Source organism: Motiliproteus coralliicola, from assembly GCF_003345655.1.
Classification (GTDB): Bacteria; Pseudomonadota; Gammaproteobacteria; order Pseudomonadales; family Balneatricaceae; genus Motiliproteus; species Motiliproteus coralliicola.
The window spans coordinates 498,925-520,691 of record NZ_QQOH01000004.1 but is presented as its reverse complement, the minus strand read 5'-3'; the positions used below and the strand labels follow the sequence as shown (position 1 = coordinate 520,691).

21 protein-coding genes and 1 rRNA gene are annotated in these 21,767 nt (G+C 58.2%); 13 read left to right on the top strand and 9 right to left on the bottom strand.

Going from position 1 to position 21,767, the window contains the following annotated elements; genetic code table 11:
- The 5 genes from DV711_RS16330 to radC all read right to left on the bottom strand — a co-directional run.
- A 16S ribosomal RNA gene (locus tag DV711_RS16330) occupies positions 1 to 82 on the bottom strand; the annotation flags it as partial.
- Between the two features lie 630 nt (positions 83 to 712).
- Positions 713 to 1,528, bottom strand: coding sequence for a bifunctional DNA-formamidopyrimidine glycosylase/DNA-(apurinic or apyrimidinic site) lyase (gene mutM, locus DV711_RS16325; RefSeq protein WP_114696776.1), 816 nt, complete (start codon positions 1,526 to 1,528; stop codon positions 713 to 715).
- Between the two features lie 91 nt (positions 1,529 to 1,619).
- On the bottom strand, positions 1,620 to 1,775 hold the full coding sequence (rpmG, locus tag DV711_RS16320) for a 50S ribosomal protein L33 (protein WP_114696775.1): 156 nt from the start codon (positions 1,773 to 1,775) through the stop codon (positions 1,620 to 1,622).
- An 11-nt stretch (positions 1,776 to 1,786) separates the two neighbouring features.
- Positions 1,787 to 2,023 (bottom strand): 50S ribosomal protein L28, encoded by a 237-nt coding sequence (rpmB, locus tag DV711_RS16315; protein WP_114696774.1) that lies wholly within the window; start codon positions 2,021 to 2,023, stop codon positions 1,787 to 1,789.
- A 214-nt stretch (positions 2,024 to 2,237) separates the two neighbouring features.
- Positions 2,238 to 2,912, bottom strand: a complete 675-nt coding sequence (radC, locus tag DV711_RS16310) for a RadC family protein (RefSeq protein ID WP_114696773.1) — start codon at positions 2,910 to 2,912, stop codon at positions 2,238 to 2,240.
- 98 nt (positions 2,913 to 3,010) lie between these two features.
- On the opposite strand from radC, the gene coaBC reads away from it, so the two are divergent.
- From coaBC to DV711_RS16280, 6 genes are all read left to right on the top strand, one after another.
- Entirely contained in the window at positions 3,011 to 4,225 is a 1,215-nt protein-coding gene (gene coaBC, locus DV711_RS16305; protein WP_114696772.1) for a bifunctional phosphopantothenoylcysteine decarboxylase/phosphopantothenate--cysteine ligase CoaBC, read from the top strand.
- A gap of 96 nt (positions 4,226 to 4,321) precedes the next feature.
- A complete protein-coding gene (gene dut, locus DV711_RS16300; protein ID WP_114696771.1) occupies positions 4,322 to 4,777 on the top strand; it encodes a dUTP diphosphatase in 456 nt (151 codons plus the stop codon).
- Between the two features lie 69 nt (positions 4,778 to 4,846).
- Complete coding sequence (locus DV711_RS16295) at positions 4,847 to 6,238, top strand: phosphomannomutase/phosphoglucomutase (protein ID WP_114696770.1); 1,392 nt, start codon at positions 4,847 to 4,849, stop codon at positions 6,236 to 6,238.
- A 74-nt stretch (positions 6,239 to 6,312) separates the two neighbouring features.
- Entirely contained in the window at positions 6,313 to 7,248 is a 936-nt protein-coding gene (gene argB / locus DV711_RS16290; RefSeq protein WP_114696769.1) for an acetylglutamate kinase, read from the top strand.
- 9 nt (positions 7,249 to 7,257) lie between these two features.
- Positions 7,258 to 7,857 carry a nucleoid occlusion factor SlmA gene (gene slmA / locus DV711_RS16285; RefSeq protein ID WP_114696768.1) on the top strand — a complete coding sequence of 200 codons (600 nt, stop codon included), beginning with the start codon at positions 7,258 to 7,260 and terminating at the stop codon, positions 7,855 to 7,857.
- 17 nt (positions 7,858 to 7,874) lie between these two features.
- Positions 7,875 to 8,804 carry a nucleoside recognition domain-containing protein gene (locus DV711_RS16280; RefSeq protein WP_114696767.1) on the top strand — a complete coding sequence of 310 codons (930 nt, stop codon included), beginning with the start codon at positions 7,875 to 7,877 and terminating at the stop codon, positions 8,802 to 8,804.
- A gap of 12 nt (positions 8,805 to 8,816) precedes the next feature.
- Here DV711_RS16280 and DV711_RS16275 read toward each other — a convergent pair whose 3' ends face one another.
- On the bottom strand, positions 8,817 to 9,485 hold the full coding sequence (locus DV711_RS16275; RefSeq protein ID WP_114696766.1) for a TetR/AcrR family transcriptional regulator: 669 nt from the start codon (positions 9,483 to 9,485) through the stop codon (positions 8,817 to 8,819).
- A gap of 29 nt (positions 9,486 to 9,514) precedes the next feature.
- Positions 9,515 to 10,795 (bottom strand): NAD(P)/FAD-dependent oxidoreductase, encoded by a 1,281-nt coding sequence (locus DV711_RS16270; protein WP_114696765.1) that lies wholly within the window; start codon positions 10,793 to 10,795, stop codon positions 9,515 to 9,517.
- A gap of 241 nt (positions 10,796 to 11,036) precedes the next feature.
- On the opposite strand from DV711_RS16270, the gene DV711_RS16265 reads away from it, so the two are divergent.
- Positions 11,037 to 12,374 (top strand): glutamine synthetase family protein, encoded by a 1,338-nt coding sequence (locus DV711_RS16265; RefSeq protein ID WP_114696764.1) that lies wholly within the window; start codon positions 11,037 to 11,039, stop codon positions 12,372 to 12,374.
- A 51-nt stretch (positions 12,375 to 12,425) separates the two neighbouring features.
- Positions 12,426 to 13,535 (top strand): polyamine ABC transporter substrate-binding protein, encoded by a 1,110-nt coding sequence (locus DV711_RS16260; RefSeq protein WP_114696763.1) that lies wholly within the window; start codon positions 12,426 to 12,428, stop codon positions 13,533 to 13,535.
- Positions 13,536 to 13,602: 67 nt separating this feature from the next.
- On the opposite strand, the gene uvrD is transcribed toward DV711_RS16260, so the two are convergent.
- Positions 13,603 to 15,804, bottom strand: a complete 2,202-nt coding sequence (uvrD, locus tag DV711_RS16255; protein ID WP_114696762.1) for a DNA helicase II — start codon at positions 15,802 to 15,804, stop codon at positions 13,603 to 13,605.
- Positions 15,805 to 15,923: 119 nt separating this feature from the next.
- On the opposite strand from uvrD, the gene DV711_RS16250 reads away from it, so the two are divergent.
- The 5 genes from DV711_RS16250 (at position 15,924) to DV711_RS16230 (ending at position 21,099) form a co-directional block, all read left to right on the top strand.
- Positions 15,924 to 16,205 (top strand): peptidylprolyl isomerase, encoded by a 282-nt coding sequence (locus DV711_RS16250; RefSeq protein WP_114696761.1) that lies wholly within the window; start codon positions 15,924 to 15,926, stop codon positions 16,203 to 16,205.
- A 68-nt stretch (positions 16,206 to 16,273) separates the two neighbouring features.
- Complete coding sequence (locus tag DV711_RS16245; protein WP_114696760.1) at positions 16,274 to 17,155, top strand: phosphate/phosphite/phosphonate ABC transporter substrate-binding protein; 882 nt, start codon at positions 16,274 to 16,276, stop codon at positions 17,153 to 17,155.
- 38 nt (positions 17,156 to 17,193) lie between these two features.
- A complete protein-coding gene (locus DV711_RS16240; RefSeq protein WP_114696759.1) occupies positions 17,194 to 18,882 on the top strand; it encodes a sensor histidine kinase in 1,689 nt (562 codons plus the stop codon).
- A complete protein-coding gene (locus DV711_RS16235) occupies positions 18,879 to 19,316 on the top strand; it encodes a response regulator (protein ID WP_114696758.1) in 438 nt (145 codons plus the stop codon). Before DV711_RS16240 ends, DV711_RS16235 begins: the two co-directional genes overlap by 4 nt.
- Positions 19,317 to 19,338: 22 nt before the next feature.
- Entirely contained in the window at positions 19,339 to 21,099 is a 1,761-nt protein-coding gene (locus DV711_RS16230) for an EAL domain-containing response regulator (RefSeq protein WP_114696757.1), read from the top strand.
- On the opposite strand, the gene DV711_RS16225 is transcribed toward DV711_RS16230, so the two are convergent.
- On the bottom strand, positions 21,063 to 21,755 hold the full coding sequence (locus DV711_RS16225) for an aspartate/glutamate racemase family protein (RefSeq protein ID WP_114696756.1): 693 nt from the start codon (positions 21,753 to 21,755) through the stop codon (positions 21,063 to 21,065). The genes DV711_RS16230 and DV711_RS16225 overlap by 37 nt on opposite strands.
- Positions 21,756 to 21,767: the final 12 nt, after the last annotated feature.

Here is a 21,767-nt window from a genome sequence, read left to right as displayed (position 1 = left end):
GCTAGTCCTGTTACCGCTCGACTTGCATGTGTTAAGCCTGCCGCCAGCGTTCAATCTGAGCCATGATCAAACTCTTCAGTTCAAAAAAGTTGTTAGCCGAAGCCAACAAATTTTTGCTCAAAGTAAAACTGGAATAACTTAACTAAACGTAAGTACGTATAGTGTCGTATGAATTCACGAGTCACTTACTTTGATAAGTCTTTGTGATATTCCGAAGAATATCTGCTGTCCTATCCCAGCAAGTGCCCACACGAATTGCATGGTCGATTTGTTAAAGAGCGTTGCTTGTGTCGTTGTCCGTTAGGACGTTTCGTCTCAAGCGAGGCGCGTATTATAGGCGACAGTTTTCGACCGTCAACACCCAAACAACAAAAAAATCAGATCTTTTTAAGACTGCTCAAAACATGAACAAATACGGGATTAACCACGCCCTTGATAAGTCTCAAATGACGATAAATCACACCTATACGCAAAAATAGGAATTATTCCTATAGCCCGACAATCGACTGCCACTTATATTTGTCGTGCATGGACGCACTAGCCGTAAGGATGCGGCACAGGAACTCTTCAGGATGAAGAGACTTGGCACGGAATGCCGGCAAGGATTGCCCCAATATCCACCCAAAGGACTGGGTGCCAGCACTAAGCTGCTAAGGATTGCAAAACCCGCCTTGTGCGGGTTTTCTTTTGCCTATTAAAAAGTGACTGAAGGTTAGCGCTGACACTCTGGGCAAAATACCGTGGCCCGCTGCCCCAGCACTACCTGCTGAAGCATCGAACCACACTGATCGCACTCTTCACCACCACGCCCATACACATGCAACTGCTGCTGGAAGTAACCCGGCTTTCCGTCGCCGCCAACAAAATCTTTCAGGGTTGTACCACCCTGCTCTATCGCCCGTCTTAATATCTGCTGGATCTTTTCCGCCAACAGGTGATAACGCGCCTGCGAAATTCTGCCTGCCGCTCGACGGGGATCGATACCAGCCTGAAACAACGCTTCATTGGCATAGATATTCCCGACCCCCACGACAGTACGGTTATCCATGATAAATAGCTTCACTGCCTGACGCTTGCCCCGCGACATTTGATAGAGCCGCTTACCGTTGAAAATCGTATCGAAGGGCTCGGGCCCCAGTTGCTGCAACAGCGGGTGCTCCTCGTCCTCTTCTCTCTGCCAAAGCACAGAACCGAAACGACGAGGATCGGTTAGCCGTAATGCGCAGCCGTTATCCAACTGAATATCGACATGGTCATGCTTGGCCGCAGGCAAAGCCCCATCGATCAGGCGCAAACTACCGGACATTCCCAAGTGGATAATCAGGGTTCCGGTCTCACACTCAATCAATAGATATTTCGCTCGCCTTGCAACCGTGCGGATCTGTTGCCCACACAAAGTTTGCGCCAGGTGATCCGGCACCGGCCAGCGAAGCTTAGGCTGGCGCACCGTTACTCCAGCAACCGATCTACCCTCAAGGTGAGGGGCAATCCCACGCCGGGTGGTCTCTACTTCGGGTAACTCAGGCATCGACTCGCTTCCAACAATCGCCATTCACAAAACAAGCAGGCACAAAAAAGCCCTGACTAGCAGGGCTTTTTGAGAATGCTCTCGATCAAAATTACTTGATCTTAGCTTCCTTGTACATGACGTGCTTGCGAACAACCGGGTCAAACTTTTTCATCTGCAGCTTTTCCGGAGTGGTTCGCTTGTTCTTATCGGTGGTGTAGAAGTGACCGGTGCCGGCACTGGAAACCATCTTGATCTTATCGCGCATCGTTCCGCTCCTTATACCTTAATGCCTTTGGCACGAACTTCGGCCAGAACCGCATCGATACCTTTCTTGTCGATAACACGCATACCCTTAGAGGTAACACGCAGACGTACAAAGCGGTTCTCGCTTTCTACCCAGAAACGATGCCAGTGAAGGTTCGGCAGAAAACGACGACGAGTCTTGTTCTGAGCGTGGGAAACATTGTTCCCAGTTACAGGGCGCTTGCCTGTAACCATGCATACTTTAGCCATGATAAAACCTATATACCCTTGTCCAATTCTATTGGCGACTGATCGATCCAGGAGTCCAATCACTACTCATTACTGAATCTGGTGCCTCAGGCGGAGCGTCCTCACCCATTGAAGACAAAAATCCCGTACCCTGGACAGGAGCGCGGATACTATAGCAAAGGTCTAGCGATGGCAAACAATTGATCGTTTTTTATTCGACCGGTCAAACTCGGCTTCAAAGCAAGCCTCGCTCTGCGAAGGAGACCGGCCGCCCTTCTCCAACAACCAGGTGATCCAGCACCCGAATATCCACCAGCGCCAGCGCATTCTTCAACCGTTCGGTGATCTGCTGGTCGGCCAAACTGGGCTCGGCAATACCGGATGGATGATTATGGGCCAGGATCACTGCGGCGGCATTGTGCTGCAACGCCAGCTTAACCACTTCACGGGGATAAACCGCCGCCGCATCGAGGGTACCTTCGAACAGTTCGTCGTAATGCAGCAACTGATGCTGATTATCAAGCAGCATCAGGGCGAACACTTCGCGCTGACGATCACGCAGATGACGGCGCAAGAACGCCATGGTCTGCGCCGGACTGGTGAAACAGTCCAGCCGCTGCAGCTCTTCATTCAGGTGACGCCTCCCCATCTCAAGCACCGCCTGCAGCTGAGCGAACTTGGCCTGCCCCAGACCCTTGGCACGACAAAAGTGCTGCTGATCGGCCGCCACCAAGGCTCGTAAGCTTCCAAACTCAGCAATCAGCTCCCGGGCCAGATCGACCGCACTTTTTCCAGCCACTCCGGTACGCAGAAAGATCGCCAGCAACTCGGCATCGGACAGCGACTGCGCGCCACGGCGCAGTAGCTTTTCTCGCGGCCGCTCCGACAGGGGCCAATCGGATATCGCCATATCTCCTCCCTGAAATATCGGCATCTAAAAAGGCAGTTACGCAGATGCGTAAGCCAGTGTTAGCATAGTGAGCTTTTACTAACCGTCAAGCGACTGCCATGACACAGGTTTTAGACTCACTGACCAACAAACGTATCCTGCTCGGCCTGACCGGCGGTATCGCCGCCTATAAAAGCGCCGAGCTGACCCGACAGCTGAAAACCGCCGGTGCCGACGTGCGTATCGTGCTGACCCCGGCAGCAGCCGAGTTCATCACCCCGCTGACCCTGCAAGCGCTGTCCGGCAACCCGGTGCACCAGTACCTGCTGGACCCGGAAGCCGAAGCCGGCATGGGCCATATCGAGCTGGCCAAATGGGCCGACCTGGTGCTGATCGCACCGGCTAGCGCCGACTTTATCGCACGCCTGGCCGCAGGGATGGGCAACGATCTATTGACCACCCTCTGCCTGGCCACCGATGCTCAGATTGCCATTGCCCCGGCGATGAATCAGGCGATGTGGCGCGACCAGCGCACCGCCGACAATGTCGACGCACTCGAAAAGTTGGGTATGGAGATCTGGGGACCGGGTGTGGGCGACCAGGCCTGCGGCGACAGCGGCCCCGGCCGAATGCTGGAACCGCAACAGCTGGCCGAGCTTTGCGCGACCGAATTTGAACAGGGAACCCTGAGCGGCCAGCAGGTCTGCATCACCGCCGGCCCGACTCGCGAGGCGATCGATCCGGTCCGATATATCAGCAACCACAGTTCCGGCAAGATGGGCTATGCCCTGGCCGAAGCAGCTGCCGAAGCCGGCGCCAAGGTCACCCTGATCAGCGGCCCGGCTTCTTTGGCTCCGCCACCTCGTGTTGAACTGGTCCGGGTCGACAGTGCCCAAGAGATGCTCGACGCGGCTGAAAAACAGCTGGGCAACTGCGATCTGTTTATCGCCGCCGCTGCAGTGGCCGACTATCGGCCGGCCAGCGTTGCCGAGCAGAAAATCAAAAAGAACAACGAGCAGATGACGATCGAGCTGGTCAAAAACCCCGATATCGTTGCCACGGTCGCCTCCCACCCCCAACGACCGTTCACGGTGGGTTTTGCCGCCGAGACCGAAAAGGTAATCGAACACGCCCGTGGCAAGCTGGAACGCAAAAAGCTCGATCTGGTGATCGCCAATGACGTGGCGCAACCGGGGATCGGCTTTAACAGCGATGAGAACGCCGTCACGGTGGTCAGTGCCGACGACCAGCAACGGATCGACCAGACCAGCAAGCACAAACTGGCCCGAACCCTGGTCGAGCTGATCGCCCAGCGACTCAAACCCAATAATTAATCTGACGCTTCAGACGAAGCTTCATAAACAACGATTAACCTCACTGGATCTTGAGCCCGGCTCACCATCCAGTGACGACGATCCAGAGACAGTTAGATGAAACAATTACAGGTAAAAATTCTCGACGACCGCATCGGCACCGAATTCCCGCTTCCCGCTTACGCCACCCCCGGTTCTGCCGGCATGGATCTGCGCGCGTTGATCGACGAGGCGGTCGAGCTTGAGCCCGGTCAAACCCAGCTGATCCCAACCGGACTGGCGATCCATATCGAAGATCCCGCTCTGTGCGCCATGCTGCTGCCGCGCTCTGGCCTGGGCCACAAGCACGGGGTCGTACTCGGCAACCTGGTCGGGCTGATCGACTCCGACTACCAGGGCCAGCTGATGGTGTCCTGCTGGAATCGCGGCAATCAGAGTTTCCGAATCGAGCCGGGCGAGCGGATCGCCCAGATGGTGCTGGTCCCGGTGGTCCAGGCCGATTTCGAGATCGTCGACGAGTTCAGCGACTCCGATCGTGGCGAAGGCGGCTTTGGTCATTCCGGCCGCCACTGATCAGTTTTGATGGATCGAGGCACCATTTCGACAACCGGTGCTCATCCACTGCTAAAGGAAAGCATTTACATGGATTACCCTGTCCCTCAGGATCTGCCCGAATCCATCTTCCGGGCCTACGATATTCGCGGCGTGGTCGGTGACACCCTCACCCCTGCCGTGGTCTACCACATCGGCCGCGCCATCGGTGCCGAAGCCGCCGCCCAAAACGAGCAACGCGTCGTCGTCGGTGCCGACGGCCGCCTCTCCAGTCCCGAGATGAGCGCCGCGCTGATCGAAGGCCTGCGCGCCAGCGGTCGCGACGTGCTCGACATCGGCATGGTTCCAACCCCGGTAACCTACTACGGCACCAACATTCTCGAGAGCCGTTCCGGCGTGATGGTCACCGGTAGCCACAATCCATCCGATTACAACGGCTTCAAGATCGTCATCCAGGGCAAGACCCTGTCCGGTGACGATATCCAGGCCCTGCTGACCCGGATCAAAACCCAGGACTACGTCGATGGCCAGGGCGCGATCAACAAGATCAGCGTTTCCAACGACTACATCGAGCGGATCGTCAGCGACGTCAAACTCAGCCGCCCGCTGAAGGTGGTAGTCGATTGCGGTAACGGTGTGGCCGGCGAGCTGGCACCGCGCCTACTGAAGGCGCTGGGTTGCGAGCTGACCGAGCTGTACTGCGACATCGACGGCAACTTCCCGAACCACCATCCGGACCCGGGCAAGCCCGCCAACCTGAAGGACCTGATCGCCGAGGTCGAAGCCCAGGGCGCCGATGTCGGCCTGGCGTTTGACGGCGACGGTGACCGGGTCGGCGTAGTGACCAACAAAGGCCATATCGTCTATCCGGATCGGCTGATGATGCTGTTCGGCCTGGACGTGATCAGCCGCAACCCCGGCGCCGAGATCATCTACGACGTCAAATGCTCGCGTTTGCTGCACAAGGTGCTCGAGGAAGGCGGCGGCAAGCCGCAGATGTGGAAGACCGGCCACTCGCTGATCAAGGCACGCATGAAAGAGACCGGCGCCCACCTGGCCGGTGAGATGAGCGGCCATATCTTCTTCCAGGAGCGCTGGTACGGTTTCGATGACGGTCTCTACGGCGCCGCCCGACTGCTGGAGATCCTGTCCAATGAAAGCCGCACCTGCGACGAGATCTTTCAGGCCTTCCCGGAGGATCACAGCACCCCGGAGATCAATATCGAGGTCACCGACGAGAACAAGTTCAGCATCATCGAACAGCTACAACAGGCTGACTACCCCGGTGGCGAGCCGCACACCATCGACGGCATCCGGGTCAATTACCCGGATGGCTGGGGGCTGGTGCGCGCCTCCAACACCACCCCGGTACTGGTGCTGCGCTTCGAAGCCGAAACCGCCGAAGCGCTGGCGCGGATCCGCGACCAGTTCCAGCAGAACCTGCACGCGGTCGATGCCGGCCTGACGATCCCGGCCTGTTAACACGGCGAGTTAAGACGATGGACAAATAGGAAGGGAACCTATTTGTCCGCTAGGTAAATAATTAGGAAACAACCATGACCCTGAACCGTGATTCGGCCATGAATGTGGCCAACGTACTGACCGAAGCGTTGCCCTATATCCAGCGCTTTGCCGGCAAGACCCTGGTGATCAAATACGGCGGCAACGCGATGATCGACGAGGAGCTGAAAAACAGCTTCGCCCGTGACATCGTGCTGATGAAGACCGTCGGCATCAATCCGATCGTGGTCCACGGCGGCGGCCCGCAGATCGGTGATCTGTTGAAAAAGCTGAATATCGAATCCCACTTCGTCAACGGTATGCGGGTCACCGACAGCGCCACCATGGACGTGGTCGAGATGGTGCTGGGCGGTCTGGTCAACAAAGACATTGTCGGCCTGATCAATAACAACGGCGGTCGCGCGGTGGGCCTGACCGGCAAGGACGGCAAGCTGATCAAAGCCAAGAAGCTCAAGGTCAAGCACAAGACCCCGGAGATGACCGCGCCTGAGATCATCGACATCGGCCACGTGGGTGAAGTCTCGCAGATCGACACCGAGCTGCTCGACACCCTGGTCAACAGCAACTTTATCCCGGTCATCGCACCGATCGGCGTCGGCCGCCACTCCGGCAGCTCGTACAACATCAACGCCGACCTGGTGGCCGGCAAGGTTGCCGAGGTTTTGAAAGCCGAGAAGCTGATCCTGCTGACCAACATCGAAGGCCTGCTGGATAAAGAGGGCAATGTGCTGACCGGTCTGTCGACCGACCAAGTCGACAGCCTGATTGAAGACGGCACCATCTACGGCGGCATGCTGCCGAAGATCGGTTGCGCCCTGTCGGCGGTTAAAGAGGGCGTCACCAGTGCCCACATCATCGATGGTCGAGTGCCTCACGCCACGCTGCTGGAGATTTTCAGTGACGATGCTGGCGTCGGTACCCTGATCACCAACGCGCTGAGTGATGACAGCGACAGCAACCAGGAAGACTAAGGAAGCCCGATGACCCAGACCAACGACAAGCTGTCCCGTCGTGAGCAGATCCTGCAGTCCCTGGCGCTGATGCTGGAGAACAACCCCGGCGCCCGCATCACTACTGCGGCGCTGGCCCGCGAGGTCGGTGTTTCCGAAGCCGCGCTCTACCGGCACTTTCCCAGCAAGGCGAAAATGTTCGAGGGCCTGATCAGCTTTATCGAAGAGACCCTGTTCTCACGGGTAAAGATGATCGTTCAGAGTGACGGCAACAGCCTAAAACAGTGCGAGCAGATCCTGACCCTGGTACTGGCCTTCGTCGAGCGCAACCCCGGCATGGCCCGAATCATGACCGGTGAAGCCTTGGCCGGCGAAACCGACCGGCTGCGCCAACAGGTCAGCCAGGTGTTCGACCGTCTCGAGACCCAGCTGCGGCAGATCCTGCGTGAAGCGGAGATGAAAGAAGGCCTGCGCACCCAGGCCAGCGCCATCGTCAGTGCCAACCTGCTGATGGCCTGTATCGAGGGTCGGATCCGCCAGTTTGTGCGCAGCGAATTCAAGCATCCGCCGACCCAGGGCTGGGACGATCAGTGGCCACTGCTGGCCCAGCCACTGTTTCGCAACCCCTGAAGCGATTAGCCTGATCGATGAATGAGATCGCCCAGCTGATCCTAGACGCCGGTCGTGCCGGTATCGAACTGGCGCTGTTTGTGCTGTTGCCGGTGATGATCGTGATGCTGACGCTGATGCGGCTGCTCGAATCCCGTGGCGTGCTCGATCACGTGGTACGGCTCTGCTCGCCGCTGCTAAAACCCTTTGGCATTCCCGGGCTGGGAATCTTTGCGATGATTCAGGTACTGTTCGTCAGCTTCGCGGCCCCGGTGGCAACCTTGGCCATGATGGACCGAGGCGGCATCTCCAGCCGCCATATCGCCGCCACCCTGGCGCTGGTACTGACCCTGGCCCAGGCTAACGTGGTGTTTCCGATGGCCACGGTCGGCCTCGATGTCTGGGGTACGATCCTGATCTCGCTCGGTTGCGGCATTATCGCCGCGGCGCTGACTTACCATCTATTTGGCCGCAACCTCTCGACCCAGGAAGTTGACCAGAAGCTCGACTGCGATCACGAGGACGGCTCCAGCCTGTTCGCGGTGATCCAACGGGCCGGTAAGGATGCGTTCGATATCTCCATCGCCGCGCTGCCGATGCTGGTACTGGCGTTGGTGGTGGTTTATAGCCTGCGGGCGCTGGGCGTGATCGAGCAGCTGGAAGGGCTGCTTGCGCCACTGTTCGCCAGCCTCGACCTACCGCAACAGACGCTGTTGCCAGTGCTGGCCAAGTACATTGCCGGCGGCATGGCGATGATGGGGGTCACGGTCGATTTCATCAATCAAGAGCTGATCAGTGCCACCGAGCTGAATCGACTGGCGGGCTTCCTGATCCACCCGATGGATCTAGCCGGAGTCGCGGTGATGATGTCGGCGGGACGACGGGTCGCGGCGGTGGTGCTACCGGCGGTGCTGGGGGCACTGTGCGCGATTCTGCTACGCACCCTGCTGCATGTGCTGCTGTTCTAACACCAACAGCAGCTAGTCGATATCGGTCAGGTGGCGTTGCAACAGCGCCTCCACCATCCATTTCAGGTCATCCAGCGTTCGCTTGGCCCGCTGCCCCTGCTGACTGACCACCACCAACAGCAGAGCATGGGTCAGTTCCAGATAGGCCCGGGCGATCCGCTCCCGTTCGTGCACATGCTTGTGGGCGCCCAGTTGTTTGAACACCTTAGCCATCGCCGCGATCACCATGTCGTCGTGGTACTGGTCCAGGGGTCGCAGCTCGGGAATAGCGAACATCGCCTGCACCAGCGGCAAAACCCCCTGCTGCTTCTTGTAGACTTTCAGGTTCTGATCCACCACCTTGTCGACAAATTCACGCAAACTCAAAGTCGCCAACGGCCACTGGTCGATCTGCTCCAGCAACAGCCGGGTCTGCTCGAGCCAGCGCTCGCCCAATGCGTAGAGAATCGCATGCTTGTTGGGAAAATAGTGGTACAGCGAACCGACCGAAATACCCACTTGCTTGGCGATCAGGTTGGTGGTCAGATCATCGACCCCAACCTCATCGAGCAACTCGGCGGTGGCATCCAGAATTTGCTGGCTGCGGGCCTTGGAGCGTTTCTGGCTCGGACGTCTTCGTGGACTGACCCGACTGGTGGTCGGCAGCTCATCCCCGATGGAAGTTGTGTTGTCCTGTGCCAAGAGGCCCCCTGCTAGAACGATAAATTGGCTTACAGTCGGTCCCGGATCGAGTAGTAGAGCATGCCCGCAACCATTCCCGGCCAGCGCAGCAGTGTACCACCGGGAAAGGTCGGCGTCGGCACCTTGGCAAACTGATCGAAACGCTCCAGGGTTCCGCTGAGCGCCTCGGCCAGCAATTTCCCGCCCAGCGTCGCCATCGCCACGCCGTGTCCCGAGTAGCCTTGAGCCACGTAGGTATTATCACCAACCCGACCGAAATGCGGCATCCGATTCATCGTCACCGCCAGGGTTCCTCCCCAGTCGTAATCGATGTTCACGTCCTCCAGCTGCGGATAGACATCGAGCATATAGCGACGAACAAAGCCTTTGATATCCGAGGGGAAGCTGCGTCGGTAGTTCTCACCACCACCAAACAGCAGCCGATTATCGGCCGACAATCGGTAGTAATTGATCACAAACTTGGAGTCGGCCACGGCCACATCATCACGGATCAGCTTGCGCGCCAGGCTCTCGTCCAGCGGTTCGGTGGCGATGATAAAGTTGTTGATCGGCATGATCTTACCCGCCACCCGCGGCTCCAGCTTTTCCAGATAGCCGTTACAGGCCAGCACTACCTGCTTGGCGCGCACCGAACCTTTAGCGGTCTTTAACAGAGTCGATCCATCCTCGTCAGTCTCCAGCACCGCGCTATGCTCGTAGATCGTCGCGCCGGCCTTGGTTGCCGCGTCGGCCAAGCCGAGCGCATAGTTCAACGGATGCAGATGGGCGGCATTGTGAAACCGCTGGCCGCCATAGTAGTAATCGGTGTCGAGCATCTGGCGAAGCTCATCCTGTTCGACAAACTCCACCGCGTCGTAGTTGTAATGCCGTTGCAGATGCTCCACCTCTTCACGCATCTCGGCGACGTAGCCCGGCTTGTGGGCGGTATGCAGGATGCCGGGTTTCAGGTCACATTGGATCTGATGATCTTCGATTAACTGCTTCACCAGCGCCACCGACTCCTCGGCCAAGTCCCAGAGCGCGCGGGCATGTTCGTTACCCAGCATTTTCTCCAGCTCCTGCTGCCCCTGACGCTGACCCACGCCAACCTGGCCACCATTGCGACCGGAGGCGCCCCAGCCGACCCGCTGCGCCTCCAGCACCACCACTTTGTATCCACGCTCAGCCAGATGCAGCGCCGCCGACAGTCCGGTAAAACCGGCTCCGATCACACAAATATCGGCATCCACCGCTTCATTCAGCATTGGATAAGCGGTCGCTGGATTAGCGCTGGCGGTGTAGTAAGACGTTTCGTAACCGGTCAAAGACATTGATAAACCCTGCCTCAAAATCAATTTAAATCGAATGATAGCTCGGTTTTTTACAACCAACAAGCCCGTGAAATGGTGGCAATTTTGATTTTTTGTTGATTTGTTGAAAATCATGCCCTAACCTGAAAGCCGAATCATTACTCGGTTTTATAGTTGCGTCTGATCGTCACAACCGACCTCCAGACAAATCGATAGAACCGGATACGACAGTCCAACCAAAACAACAATTCACAGGTGCCCCATGGAGCTGATCAAACGATTTCTGCAGCAACACCGGATAACAGAGATCGAATGCCTGGTGCCGGACATGACCGGCAATGCCCGCGGTAAATTCCTTCCCACTCGCAAATTTATCGGCGATCCCGAGCCTCGCCTGCCCGAGAGTATCCTGGTGCAGACCGTCACCGGTGACTGGGCCGAAGAGCACGACGAGCTGGTTCATCCGGCCGATCGGGATATGTCGCTGCAACCGGACGAGACAACGTTGCGGTTGGTGCCTTGGGCCAAGGAGCCCACCGCGCAGATCATCTTCGACTGCCACAACATGGAAACCGACCAGCCCCACGAACTGTCGAGCCGCAATGTGCTCAAACGTGTGCTGAAGCTCTATCAGGATGAAGGACTGACCCCGGTAATTGCGCCGGAAGTGGAGTTCTACCTGATCCAGAAGAACCTCGACCCGGACAACGAGCTCAAGCCGCCGGTCGGACGTTCGGGCCGAACCGAAAGTGCCCGCCAGTCTTACAGCATCGATGCGGTCAACGAGTTCGAACCGATCATCGATACCCTTTACGACCTATGCGAACGCCAGGAGCTGGATGTCGACACCCTGATCCACGAGTCCGGCAAAGCCCAGATGGAGATCAATTTCCATCATGGCGACCCGCTGTCGCTGGCCGACCAGGTGTTTGTGTTCAAACGCACCACCCGTGAAACGGCGCTGCAACACGATATCTACGCCACCTTCATGTCCAAGCCGATGGAGGAGGAACCGGGTAGTTCGATGCATATCCACCAGAGCCTGATCGACCATCAGAGAGGCAAGAACATCTTCGCCAACGAAGACGGCAGCCACTCCGATAGACTGTTGCACTTTATCGGCGGCCTACAGCGCTACAGCGCCGCCGCAATGGCGTTCTTCGCCCCCAACGTCAACGCCTATCGCCGCTTTACCCCGGAGATTGCTGCGCCGGTCAATCTGGAGTGGGGGATCGACAACCGCACCACCGGCCTGCGAGTACCGCTCAGCCCAGCCGAAGCAACCCGGGTTGAGAACCGCTTCCCCGGTGCCGACGCCAACCCCTACCTGGCCATCGCGGCGTCCCTGGCTTGTGGCTACCTGGGGCTTAAGCATAAGATCCAGCCCAGCGAACCGGTCGAGGGCAACAGCTACGGCGAGGTCCAGCTACCGCGAACCCTGGAGGAATCCCTTCGTCTGCTCAACGAGTGCCCCGAACTCAAGCAGGTGATGGGGGAGCATTTCGTGCGCGCCTATACCGGCGTGAAGCTGGCCGAATTTGAAGCCTTCAACCGGGTGATCAGCTCCTGGGAGCGAGAGCATCTGCTGCTGAGCGTATAACCCGACAACCCAACGATCTTTCGTAACAAAACAAGAATCTGGAGAGACGTAATGAAGAAACTGCTGAAGCAAGCTGCCCCCGTGCTGACTCTGAGCACCCTGTTTGCCGCCAACAGTGCCCTAGCCGGCGGCGAGTTGAAGATCTTCAACTGGTCCGATTACATCGCCGAGGACACCATCGAAAAGTTTGAGCAGGAAACCGGCATCAAGGTGACCTATGACGTGTTCGACTCCAACGAAACCCTGGAAGCCCGCTTGCTGGCGGGCAACTCCGGTTTTGACTTGGTGGTACCTTCCTCCAATTTCCTTGGACGCCAGATCAAGGCTGGCGTGTTCGATCCGCTGGATTCGGCCAAGCTGCCGAATCGTAAGCACCTGGATCCGATCCTGATGGCGCAGTTGGAAACCGTCGATCCGGGCAATAAGCATGCACTGCCCTATATGTGGGGCACCACCGGCCTGGGCTACAACCCGGCCAAGGTCGCCGAAGTACTGGGCACCGATGCGCCGGTCAATAGCTGGTCGTTGATCTTCGATCCGGAAAACCTGAAAAAGCTGCAGAGCTGCGGCGTCACGCTGCTGGATTCGGCCGACGAAGTACTGCCGATTGCGCTGCAATACCTGGGCAAGGACCCCAACAGCAAGAATCCGGCCGACTACAAGAGCAACAGCGAGCTGGCCAAGCTGCTGAAGTCGGTTGCTCCGTACATTAAGCAATACCACTCCTCGTCCTATATCGCAGATCTGGCCAACGGCGAGACCTGCGTTGCGATGGGCTGGTCCGGTGACGTGATCCAGGCCGCGGCCCGCGCCGAAGAGGCCGAGACCGGACAGGAGGTGCTCTACAGCATTCCCAAAGAGGGAACCAACATCTGGTTCGACATGATGGCGATCCCTGCCGATGCCAAGAACAAGGATAACGCCCACCTGTTTATCGACTACGTGATGCGTCCCCAGGTGATTGCCGACATCACCAACTACGTCTGGTACGCCAACCCGAACCCGGACTCAATGCCGCTGCTGGATGAAGAGCTGCGCAACGATGAAACCGTGTTTCCGAACGAGGAGACAATGAACAACCTGTTTATCTCCGAGATCACCCCGTTGAAGATCGAGCGTTTGAAGACCCGCCTCTGGACCAGTATCAAGACCGGTCGCTAACCCTGGCTTCTTCGTAAAAAAGGGCGTCCATTGACGCCCTTTTTGTTATCGGTTCCAGAGTGCCAACTCAAAGCGGCTCCAGCTTGGCGTAGCTGACCACCAGCCACTTGGTGCCTTCGCTGTCGAAATTGACCTGAACTCGAGCGTTGGCGCCCTGCCCTTCGTAATTGAGCACCACTCCCTCGCCGAAGATCGGATGCATCACCCGCTGCCCTAGCGCCAGACCGGTATCAGGCACGTCGCTGCCGCCGAACATCGACGGTTGGGATTTCTGCGCCCCGAAGCTGACCGGACGGGTAAACTGAGTCTTGAGCCGGACTTCCTGCATCAACTCGGCAGGAATCTCCTGCACAAATCGCGACGGGCGGTTATAGGTATCCTGACCATGGAGCCGGCGTGATTCGGCGTAGGTCAGGTAGAGCTTGCTCATCGCCCGGGTGACACCCACGTAGCAAAGTCGGCGCTCCTCCTCTAGCCGCCCCGGCTCCTCCATCGACATCTTGTGGGGGAACAACCCCTCTTCGACCCCGGCCAGGAACACCAGCGGGAACTCCAGTCCCTTGGCTGAGTGCAGCGTCATCAACTGGACACTGTCCTCGAACTCGTCGGCCTGGGCATCGCCGGCATCCAGCGCAGCCTGGTCCAGGAACGCTGCCAACACCGGCAACTCCTGCTCCTCACCCTGGTCTTCGGCCCGTTGCCACTGCTGGGCAAACTGCTTGGCGGCGCTGACCAGTTCCTGCAAGTTTTCAATCCGTGACTGGGCTTTCTCGCCCTTCTCCTTCAGATGATGGTCAATCAGGCCGCTGTGGCGGATCAGGTGTTCGGTCTGCTCGTGCAGCGTCACCCCTTCGGTCTCGTCGTCGAGTCGGTCGATCAGCTCGACAAAAGCCCGTAGCGCGTTGCTGGCTCGGGCCGGCAGCAGTTTCAGCTCGATCACTTCATGGGCTGCCTGCCACAGACTGATCCCCTCATCGCGGGCCCGCTGGCGCAGCACTTCAACGGTCTTGGGCCCGATCGCCCGGGTCGGCACATTGATGATCCGCTCAATCGCGGTGTCGTCGAGCCGGTTGCTGACCAGGCGCAGATAGGCCAGTGCATTCTTGATCTCGAGACGCTCGTAAAAGCGCTGCCCGCCGTAGATTCGATAGGGCACCCCGGCCCGGATCAGCGCCTCTTCCAGCACCCGCGATTGGGCGTTGGAGCGATACAGAATCGCACTGCTGGCCCGCTCGTTACCCTCGCTGACCCAGTCCTCGACGGTATCGACGATAAAGCGCGCCTCATCCTGCTCGTTGAAACCGGCGTACAGCGAGATCGGTTCGCCGTCGATCCCGGAAGTCCAGAGTTCCTTGCCCAGGCGCCCCTGGTTATTGGCGATCAACGCGTTGGCGGCCCGCAGGATGGTACCGGTAGAGCGATAATTCTGTTCCAGACGGACCACCAGGGTATCCGGATGGTCCTGGCTGAACTGCTGGATGTTCTCGATCTTGGCACCGCGCCAGCCATAGATCGACTGGTCATCGTCCCCCACCACCATCAGCTTGCCGTTCTGTCCGGCCAGCATCTGCAGCCAGGCGTACTGAATCGAGTTGGTATCCTGAAATTCGTCCACCAGGATATGGGCAAAACGCTGTTGATAGTGGGCCAGGATCTCCGGCTTGTTGCGCCAGAGCTCGTGGGAACGCAGCAGGATCTCACCAAAGTCCACCAACGAACTTTGCTGACAGACCTGTTCGTAATAGCGGTAAAAGTCGACCTGCACTTTCTGGTACGGGTCGCCGTAGTGTTCGATATGAGCCGCTCGCAGGCCTTCGTCCTTCTGGGCGTTGATGTACCACTGCAGCTGCTTGGGCTGCCAGCGGTTCTCGTCCAGATTCATCTCCTTCATCAACCGTTTGACCAGACGGAGCTGGTCGTCCGAGTCGAGAATCTGGAAATTCTCCTGCAATCCGGCATCCTGCCAGTGCATCCGCAGCAGCCGGTGCGCCAGGCCGTGGAAGGTGCCGATCCACATGCCGTAGGGGCTCAACCCCAGCATCTCCTCCACCCGACCACGCATCTCGCGGGCCGCTTTATTGGTAAAGGTCACCGCCAGGATACCGTGGGGAGAGACATTCTCGGCCTGCATCAACCACGCGATCCGATGCACCAGCACCCGGGTTTTGCCCGAGCCGGCACCGGCCAGCACCAGCAGATTCACCGGCGGCGCGGCCACCGCCTCGCGTTGTGCTTCATTCAGCGGATCAAGAATTGCAGATACATCCATCGAGTGGTCCCGGTTGCCTGTTTCAAAAGCGCCGATTATACAGCCTGCATCGACGGAACAGGGTAAAATCACCGCAGTAGCCAACCAACCGCCATCATCAACAAGCCCCGGAGTCGTCCATGCCACTCGCCCTGGCCCGCCATATCCTGGTCAAGACCCAAGCCGAAGCCGAACAATTGAAACAGAAGCTGGCCAAAGGCGCCGATTTCGGCCAACTGGCCAAGCGCCATTCGCTCTGTCCGTCAAAGAAACGAGGGGGAGACCTGGGAGAGATTCGCCCCGGCCAGATGGTGCGCGCGGTGGATCAGGTAATCTTCAAGAAGCCGCTGCACCAGGTCCATGGCCCGGTCAAAACCAAGTTTGGTTTTCATCTCATAGAAGTCATCTTCAGAGATCGCTAAGGTGGCGAAACACCGAGTTAAATCGGCTAAACTCTAACCACCCCCTACAACCAGAAAACAATAACAGCATGGTTTACCTAGGAATTCTTCGTCGCAAGGCGATGCTATGGCTGCCACTACTGGCCCTGTTGCTGCCACCGTCCCCCCAAGCCTTTAGCTCTGAGCAGGTCGATGACGACATGCCGACCCTAAGGGTTGCCATCATTCCCCACCGATCCAGCCTGGGCAACGAACAAGCCTACGGCAAACTGTTCAAGCGGCTGCAGCAGCAGACCGGATTGAAATTCCGTTGGATCGGCAGCAAGACCTACGACGACGTGATCAGCCACCTGGCCAGCGGCACTGCCGATATCGGTTATGTCGGCCCGTTCTCCTATGTCGATGTGCAGGACAACCATGGCGTCCGGTTGATCTGCCGTACTCTGAGTAAGAAAGGCCAGGAGTTCTACCACAGCATGATCGTGACCCGTGCCGACTCCGGCATCGAGTCGCTGGATCAGCTTGGTGGCAAGCGTTTCACCTTCACCGACCCAAAATCCACCTCCGGCTACCTGTTCCCGATGGCGCAGCTGCGTAAGACCGGGCTCGATAAAGATGACTTTGCCGAGGTTAAGTTCGTCACCCGCCACGCCAACTCGCTGATGGCGGTCTATCGAGGACAGGCCGATGCCGGCGCCACCTCCTACACCGCCATCGACAAGGTCGATATCGATTTCGATCAGATGAAGATCCTGTGGAAGTCCGAGCCTATCTACCGCGGCCCCTGGATCGCCCGCAAAGGGCTTCCCGACGACCAGTTCAACAAACTGCGGCAAGCGATGCTCGAACTGGGCCAGCCGGACACCACCCAAGACCTGTTTGACGGTCTGACCACTAAGGGGTTTGTAGCCGGTAGCGACAGCGACTACGACAATGTCCGTGAAGTTATCCAGCTGATGGGGCTGAACTGAACTCGGCGCTTTCAAGAACTCCATCGTAAGGATCCTAGATGCAACCGGGAATTCGCCTGAAACTACTGAGCTCCTTTCTGGTGCTGGTGCTGGCCGTCGTCGGTGTCTTCTCCTATACCTCGATCAACAGCAGCATCGAGTCGATGCACCAGCAGGCCCGCTCCCTCGGCAGCCAGTTGGTTCAGGCCTTCAGCCAACTGGCCGGCCCCTACATTCTCGAATCCGATTACGCCACCGTCATCGCCAGCGCCTCTCAGCTGATTGAGCAGGGCCATATCAACGAGATCATGATCACCGATATCGACGGCAAGATATGGCTATCGACGCAGACGGATTCCAAGCCGCTGCCGATGAGTGATCCCTTCTACCGCCAAGTGATCAAGAAAAACCTGGGGCAGACCCGCCGCATCGATACCGACAGCATTACCTGCCTGGAATTTGTCGCCCCGATCTCCACCTTCGGCAACCCCACCTATCTGGTGCGGATGATGATGCCGCTGACCGAGATCGAGCAACGGGTCAACACTCAGATCCGCGAGACCCTGCTGTTTGCCTTGATTGTGATGCTGGTCGCTGCGTTGGCCGCTGGCGTGTTGTCACGGTTGCTGACCGAACCGATCAAGCACCTGCTGCGCGGCACCAGTGAGATTATCCGCGGCAACTACAGCCACCGGATCGAGGTGCTGTCCAAAGACGAAACCGGCCAGCTGGCCCACTCCTTTAACCAGATGACCGGCCACCTTGAGCAGGAGCAGGACAAGCGCCAACGTGCCCAACAGAGCCTGATCGAGCACCGTGACAACCTGGAACAACAGGTGGCCGAACGGACCGAGCAGTTGACCCGCAGCAACACCCAGCTTAGCGCCGAGATCGACGTGCGTAAGCGCGCCGAATTTGAACTCGAACAGGAGCGCAGCCTGCTGGCAGAGCGAGTCGCCGAACGAACCGAGCAGCTCAACCGCACCAACCAGGATCTGGAGCGGGCGGCCAAATCCAAGGACGAGTTCCTGGCGGCCATGAGCCACGAGCTACGTACCCCGTTGACCGCCATTCTGGGAATGTCCGAGGTGTTGCAGGAGCAGGTATTTGGTCCGCTCAACGACAAGCAGTCCGAGTACCTGAATATCGTCAACGAAAGCGGCAACCATCTGCTCGAACTGATCAACGACATTCTCGACCTGGCCAAGATCGGCGCCGGCAAGCTAGAGATCCGCCCCGGTGAAGTCAACTTCGTCAACCTGGCCGAAACCAGTACCCGTCTGGTGCGCGGCCAGGCCAAACAGCAGCAACAACAGATCGAGTTTCAGATCGCCGAGGGACTACCTCGCTACATCGGCGACCCCCGACACCTAAAACAGGTATTGGTAAATCTGCTCGGCAACGCGATCAAGTTCACCCCTCGCCAAGGACAGATCGGCCTCAATATTGGCGTCACGTCAGACAGCCGCTCGATCTGGCTGCAGGTGACCGATACCGGTATCGGCATTGCGCCCGAGGATCAGTCGCAGCTGTTTGCCCCGTTTGTGCAGGTCGACTCGGAACTGTCGCGCCAGTTCAGCGGTACCGGCCTGGGACTCGCGTTGGTCTCCCGAATCGTCAAGCTGCACCAGGGCCACATTGAGGTCGACAGCGAGCCGGGACAAGGCAGCTGTTTCACTATCACACTGCCACTGGATAACGGTATGAAGGTTGGCCAGTCACTACCGGTACAGGAGTCAGCGCCTTGAGAGAAGCATCAGCCAGCACCTCAAACGATCACTCGATTACCATCCTGCTGGCCGAGGATAACCCTGCCAATGTGATGCTGATCCGAGACCTGCTCAGCCATCGCGGCTATCGGGTACTGGTGGCTGAAGACGGCTTGGAAGCGATCGAGATCGCCTCGAAGGCAGAACCCCAGCTGATTCTGATGGATGTGCAGATGCCTAATCTGGACGGCCTGGAAGCCACCCGGCGGTTGAAATTGCACCCCAGACTGAACCGGATACCGGTTATCATACTGACCGCGTTGGCGATGGACGGGGACCGAGATCGCTGCCTGGCATCCGGTGCCGACGACTACTTGAGCAAACCGGTAAAGATGCAGCTTCTCTATAGCCGCATCGATCATTGGATCAACGGTCATCAAGGTCAGCCGCTTCCAGACGACCAACCGCAGTAGCAAAGAATGGATCAGAAATACGATGAATAGCCCAAGTAGTACGATTCTGATTATCGACGATGAAAGCTTTCCCCGGGCCACCTTGGAAGCCCTGCTGCTGCCGGAAGGTTACCGGGTGGAAACCTGCAGCGGTGGCGAGCAGGGCCTGCGGGCCGCCGAGCGGTTACGTCCGGACCTGATCCTGCTGGATGTCATGATGCCCATCCTCGACGGCTACGAAGTCTGTCGACGTTTAAGGGCCAATAAGGCCCTGGCCGCGATCCCGATAATCATGGTCACCGCGTTGGATGACGCCGATTCCCGAATTCAGGGCCTGGAAGCCGGGGCCGACGACTTTATCACCAAGCCGTTCAACAGCGCCGAACTGCGGGCTCGGGTACGCAACATCACCCGCCTGGATCGCTATCGCAAGCTGCTGGAACAGCAGGAACAACTGGCCTATCTGACCAACTACGACCACGCCACCGGGTTGCCGAAACGGGTGCTGCTGAATAATCAGATTCAATCGGAGATCAAGCTGCGCAGCACCGTCAAACTGCTGGTCATCATGCTGCGTTTCGATGGATTCGATAAGGTTCAGCACGCCTTGGGGCAGAACGGTATCGATCGGATGCTGATCGAACTGAGCAACCGCCTCCGCGATCCCGGTACCAACAACCGTCAGTCAATCGCTCGCCTGCAGGGCAACTGCCTGGGGCTGGTCAAGCACAGTAGCCATCCCGAACGGGACAGCGTTGAGCTGATCGAACACTTACGCAGCGCCATCGCCGCCCCTATCGAACTGGATGGTCAGAATTTCGTGGTCCCGATGCGGGTGGGGATTTCGGTCTATCCAGACGACGGCAGGGACTCCGACCAGTTGATCGACCAGGCCAGTTTTGCCGGCAGTCAGGTGCAGCTTAAGGAGCAGCTGGGATACGCGTTCTATACCGCCGAAATGAACCGGTTGGTGCAACAGCAGATCACCCTGGAAGCGGAACTGCACCATGCGGTCACCGGTAACCAGTTCGAACTCTATTACCAACCCAAGCTCGACCTACTGGGTGAGCGCGGCATTATCGGCGTCGAAGCCCTGATCCGATGGAACCATCCCGAACGGGGCTTGATCGCCCCGTTTCAGTTTATTCCGCTAGCTGAAGCGACCGGGATGATCCAGCCGATCGGCGACTGGGTATTCAGCCAAGCCTGCGATCAACTCAGACAGTGGCAACAACAGGGCTTCGACGGCCTGACCCTGTCGGTCAACCTGTCCGGTCAACAGTTCAACGATCCCCAACTGGTCGACAATATCCGCCGCCAGCTCGACCGCACCGGTCTCGATGCCGCCAGTCTGGAGCTGGAACTGACGGAAACCCACCTGCTGGAGTCCGAGACCGAAGCCGAGCGAATTCTGCATGAGCTCAAAGCACTGGGTGTAGGTTTGGCGATCGACGATTTCGGCACCGGCTACTCGTCGTTGAGTCGACTGCAGCGGTTCCCGGTCGATGTGTTGAAGATCGACCGGGCCTTTATCCATGATCTGCCCGACTCGACCGGCTCAGCGGCACTGACCCAGGCGATTCTGGCCATGGCCCATAGTCTAGGACTGGAAGTGGTCGCCGAGGGGATAGAAACCGAAGCCCAGCGCGATTTCCTACGCCAGCAATACTGCAGCCAAGGCCAAGGCTACCTGTTCAGCCGTCCGGTCAGCGCCGAATCGATGACGGAGTTATTGGAGTCTCAATGGAATTCGGATCGGCCCAACCCTCAGGCCAGCGCAAAATCCACCGCTGAGCAGGCGTGAAGCTCGCTGGTATCGAATAGAGGCAGAGCGGTATCGTTCTGTTGCACCAGCATACCGATCTCGGTGCAACCCAGAATTACGGCTTCAGCGCCCTGCTCGGCCAGTTGCGCGATGATCCGTAGATACTGGGTTTTGGACTCGGGAACGATCCGGCCCAGACAGAGCTCTTCGTAGATCACCCGATGAACCAGCCCCCGATCCGCCTCATTGGGGATCAACACCTCCAGACCATGTTGATCACACAACCGCCCCTTGTAGAACTCCTGCTCCATCGTGAACCCGGTACCCAACAGGCCGACCCGGGACAGCCCCCGGGCTTTGATGGCCGCGGCAGTAGCATCGGCGATATGCAGCAGCGGTATCGATACCGCAGCCGCCACCTGCGGCGCCACCTTGTGCATGGTGTTGGTGCAGATCAGCACACAGTCAGCCCCACCGGCTTCGACGCTACGAGCCGCATCGCAAAGAATATCGGCGGTCGCGTCCCATTTTCCTTGGTGTTGCAGCTTCTCGATCGGGTCGAAGTCGACGCTATGCAGCACGAGTTTGGCCGAGTGCAACCCACCCAGCCGCGCTTTAACCTGCTCGTTGAGTATCCGGTAGTACCCCTGGGTGCTCTCCCAGCTCATACCGCCGATCAGGCCAATGGTTTTCATGCTTATCAATCC

What these genes read in the sequence shown, in the direction of transcription:
- mutM (WP_114696776.1), bottom strand. Translation starts at nt 1,528, where the DNA reads ATGCCTGAGTTACCCGAAGTAGAGACCACCCGGCGTGGGATTGCCCCT.
- rpmG (WP_114696775.1), bottom strand. Translation starts at nt 1,775, where the DNA reads ATGCGCGATAAGATCAAGATGGTTTCCAGTGCCGGCACCGGTCACTTC.
- rpmB (WP_114696774.1), bottom strand. Translation starts at nt 2,023, where the DNA reads ATGGCTAAAGTATGCATGGTTACAGGCAAGCGCCCTGTAACTGGGAAC.
- radC (WP_114696773.1), bottom strand. Translation starts at nt 2,912, where the DNA reads ATGGCGATATCCGATTGGCCCCTGTCGGAGCGGCCGCGAGAAAAGCTA.
- coaBC (WP_114696772.1), top strand. Translation starts at nt 3,011, where the DNA reads ATGACACAGGTTTTAGACTCACTGACCAACAAACGTATCCTGCTCGGC.
- dut (WP_114696771.1), top strand. Translation starts at nt 4,322, where the DNA reads ATGAAACAATTACAGGTAAAAATTCTCGACGACCGCATCGGCACCGAA.
- DV711_RS16295 (WP_114696770.1), top strand. Translation starts at nt 4,847, where the DNA reads ATGGATTACCCTGTCCCTCAGGATCTGCCCGAATCCATCTTCCGGGCC.
- argB (WP_114696769.1), top strand. Translation starts at nt 6,313, where the DNA reads ATGACCCTGAACCGTGATTCGGCCATGAATGTGGCCAACGTACTGACC.
- slmA (WP_114696768.1), top strand. Translation starts at nt 7,258, where the DNA reads ATGACCCAGACCAACGACAAGCTGTCCCGTCGTGAGCAGATCCTGCAG.
- DV711_RS16280 (WP_114696767.1), top strand. Translation starts at nt 7,875, where the DNA reads ATGAATGAGATCGCCCAGCTGATCCTAGACGCCGGTCGTGCCGGTATC.
- DV711_RS16270 (WP_114696765.1), bottom strand. Translation starts at nt 10,795, where the DNA reads ATGTCTTTGACCGGTTACGAAACGTCTTACTACACCGCCAGCGCTAAT.
- DV711_RS16265 (WP_114696764.1), top strand. Translation starts at nt 11,037, where the DNA reads ATGGAGCTGATCAAACGATTTCTGCAGCAACACCGGATAACAGAGATC.
- DV711_RS16260 (WP_114696763.1), top strand. Translation starts at nt 12,426, where the DNA reads ATGAAGAAACTGCTGAAGCAAGCTGCCCCCGTGCTGACTCTGAGCACC.
- uvrD (WP_114696762.1), bottom strand. Translation starts at nt 15,804, where the DNA reads ATGGATGTATCTGCAATTCTTGATCCGCTGAATGAAGCACAACGCGAG.
- DV711_RS16250 (WP_114696761.1), top strand. Translation starts at nt 15,924, where the DNA reads ATGCCACTCGCCCTGGCCCGCCATATCCTGGTCAAGACCCAAGCCGAA.
- DV711_RS16245 (WP_114696760.1), top strand. Translation starts at nt 16,274, where the DNA reads ATGGTTTACCTAGGAATTCTTCGTCGCAAGGCGATGCTATGGCTGCCA.
- DV711_RS16240 (WP_114696759.1), top strand. Translation starts at nt 17,194, where the DNA reads ATGCAACCGGGAATTCGCCTGAAACTACTGAGCTCCTTTCTGGTGCTG.
- DV711_RS16230 (WP_114696757.1), top strand. Translation starts at nt 19,339, where the DNA reads ATGAATAGCCCAAGTAGTACGATTCTGATTATCGACGATGAAAGCTTT.
- DV711_RS16225 (WP_114696756.1), bottom strand. Translation starts at nt 21,755, where the DNA reads ATGAAAACCATTGGCCTGATCGGCGGTATGAGCTGGGAGAGCACCCAG.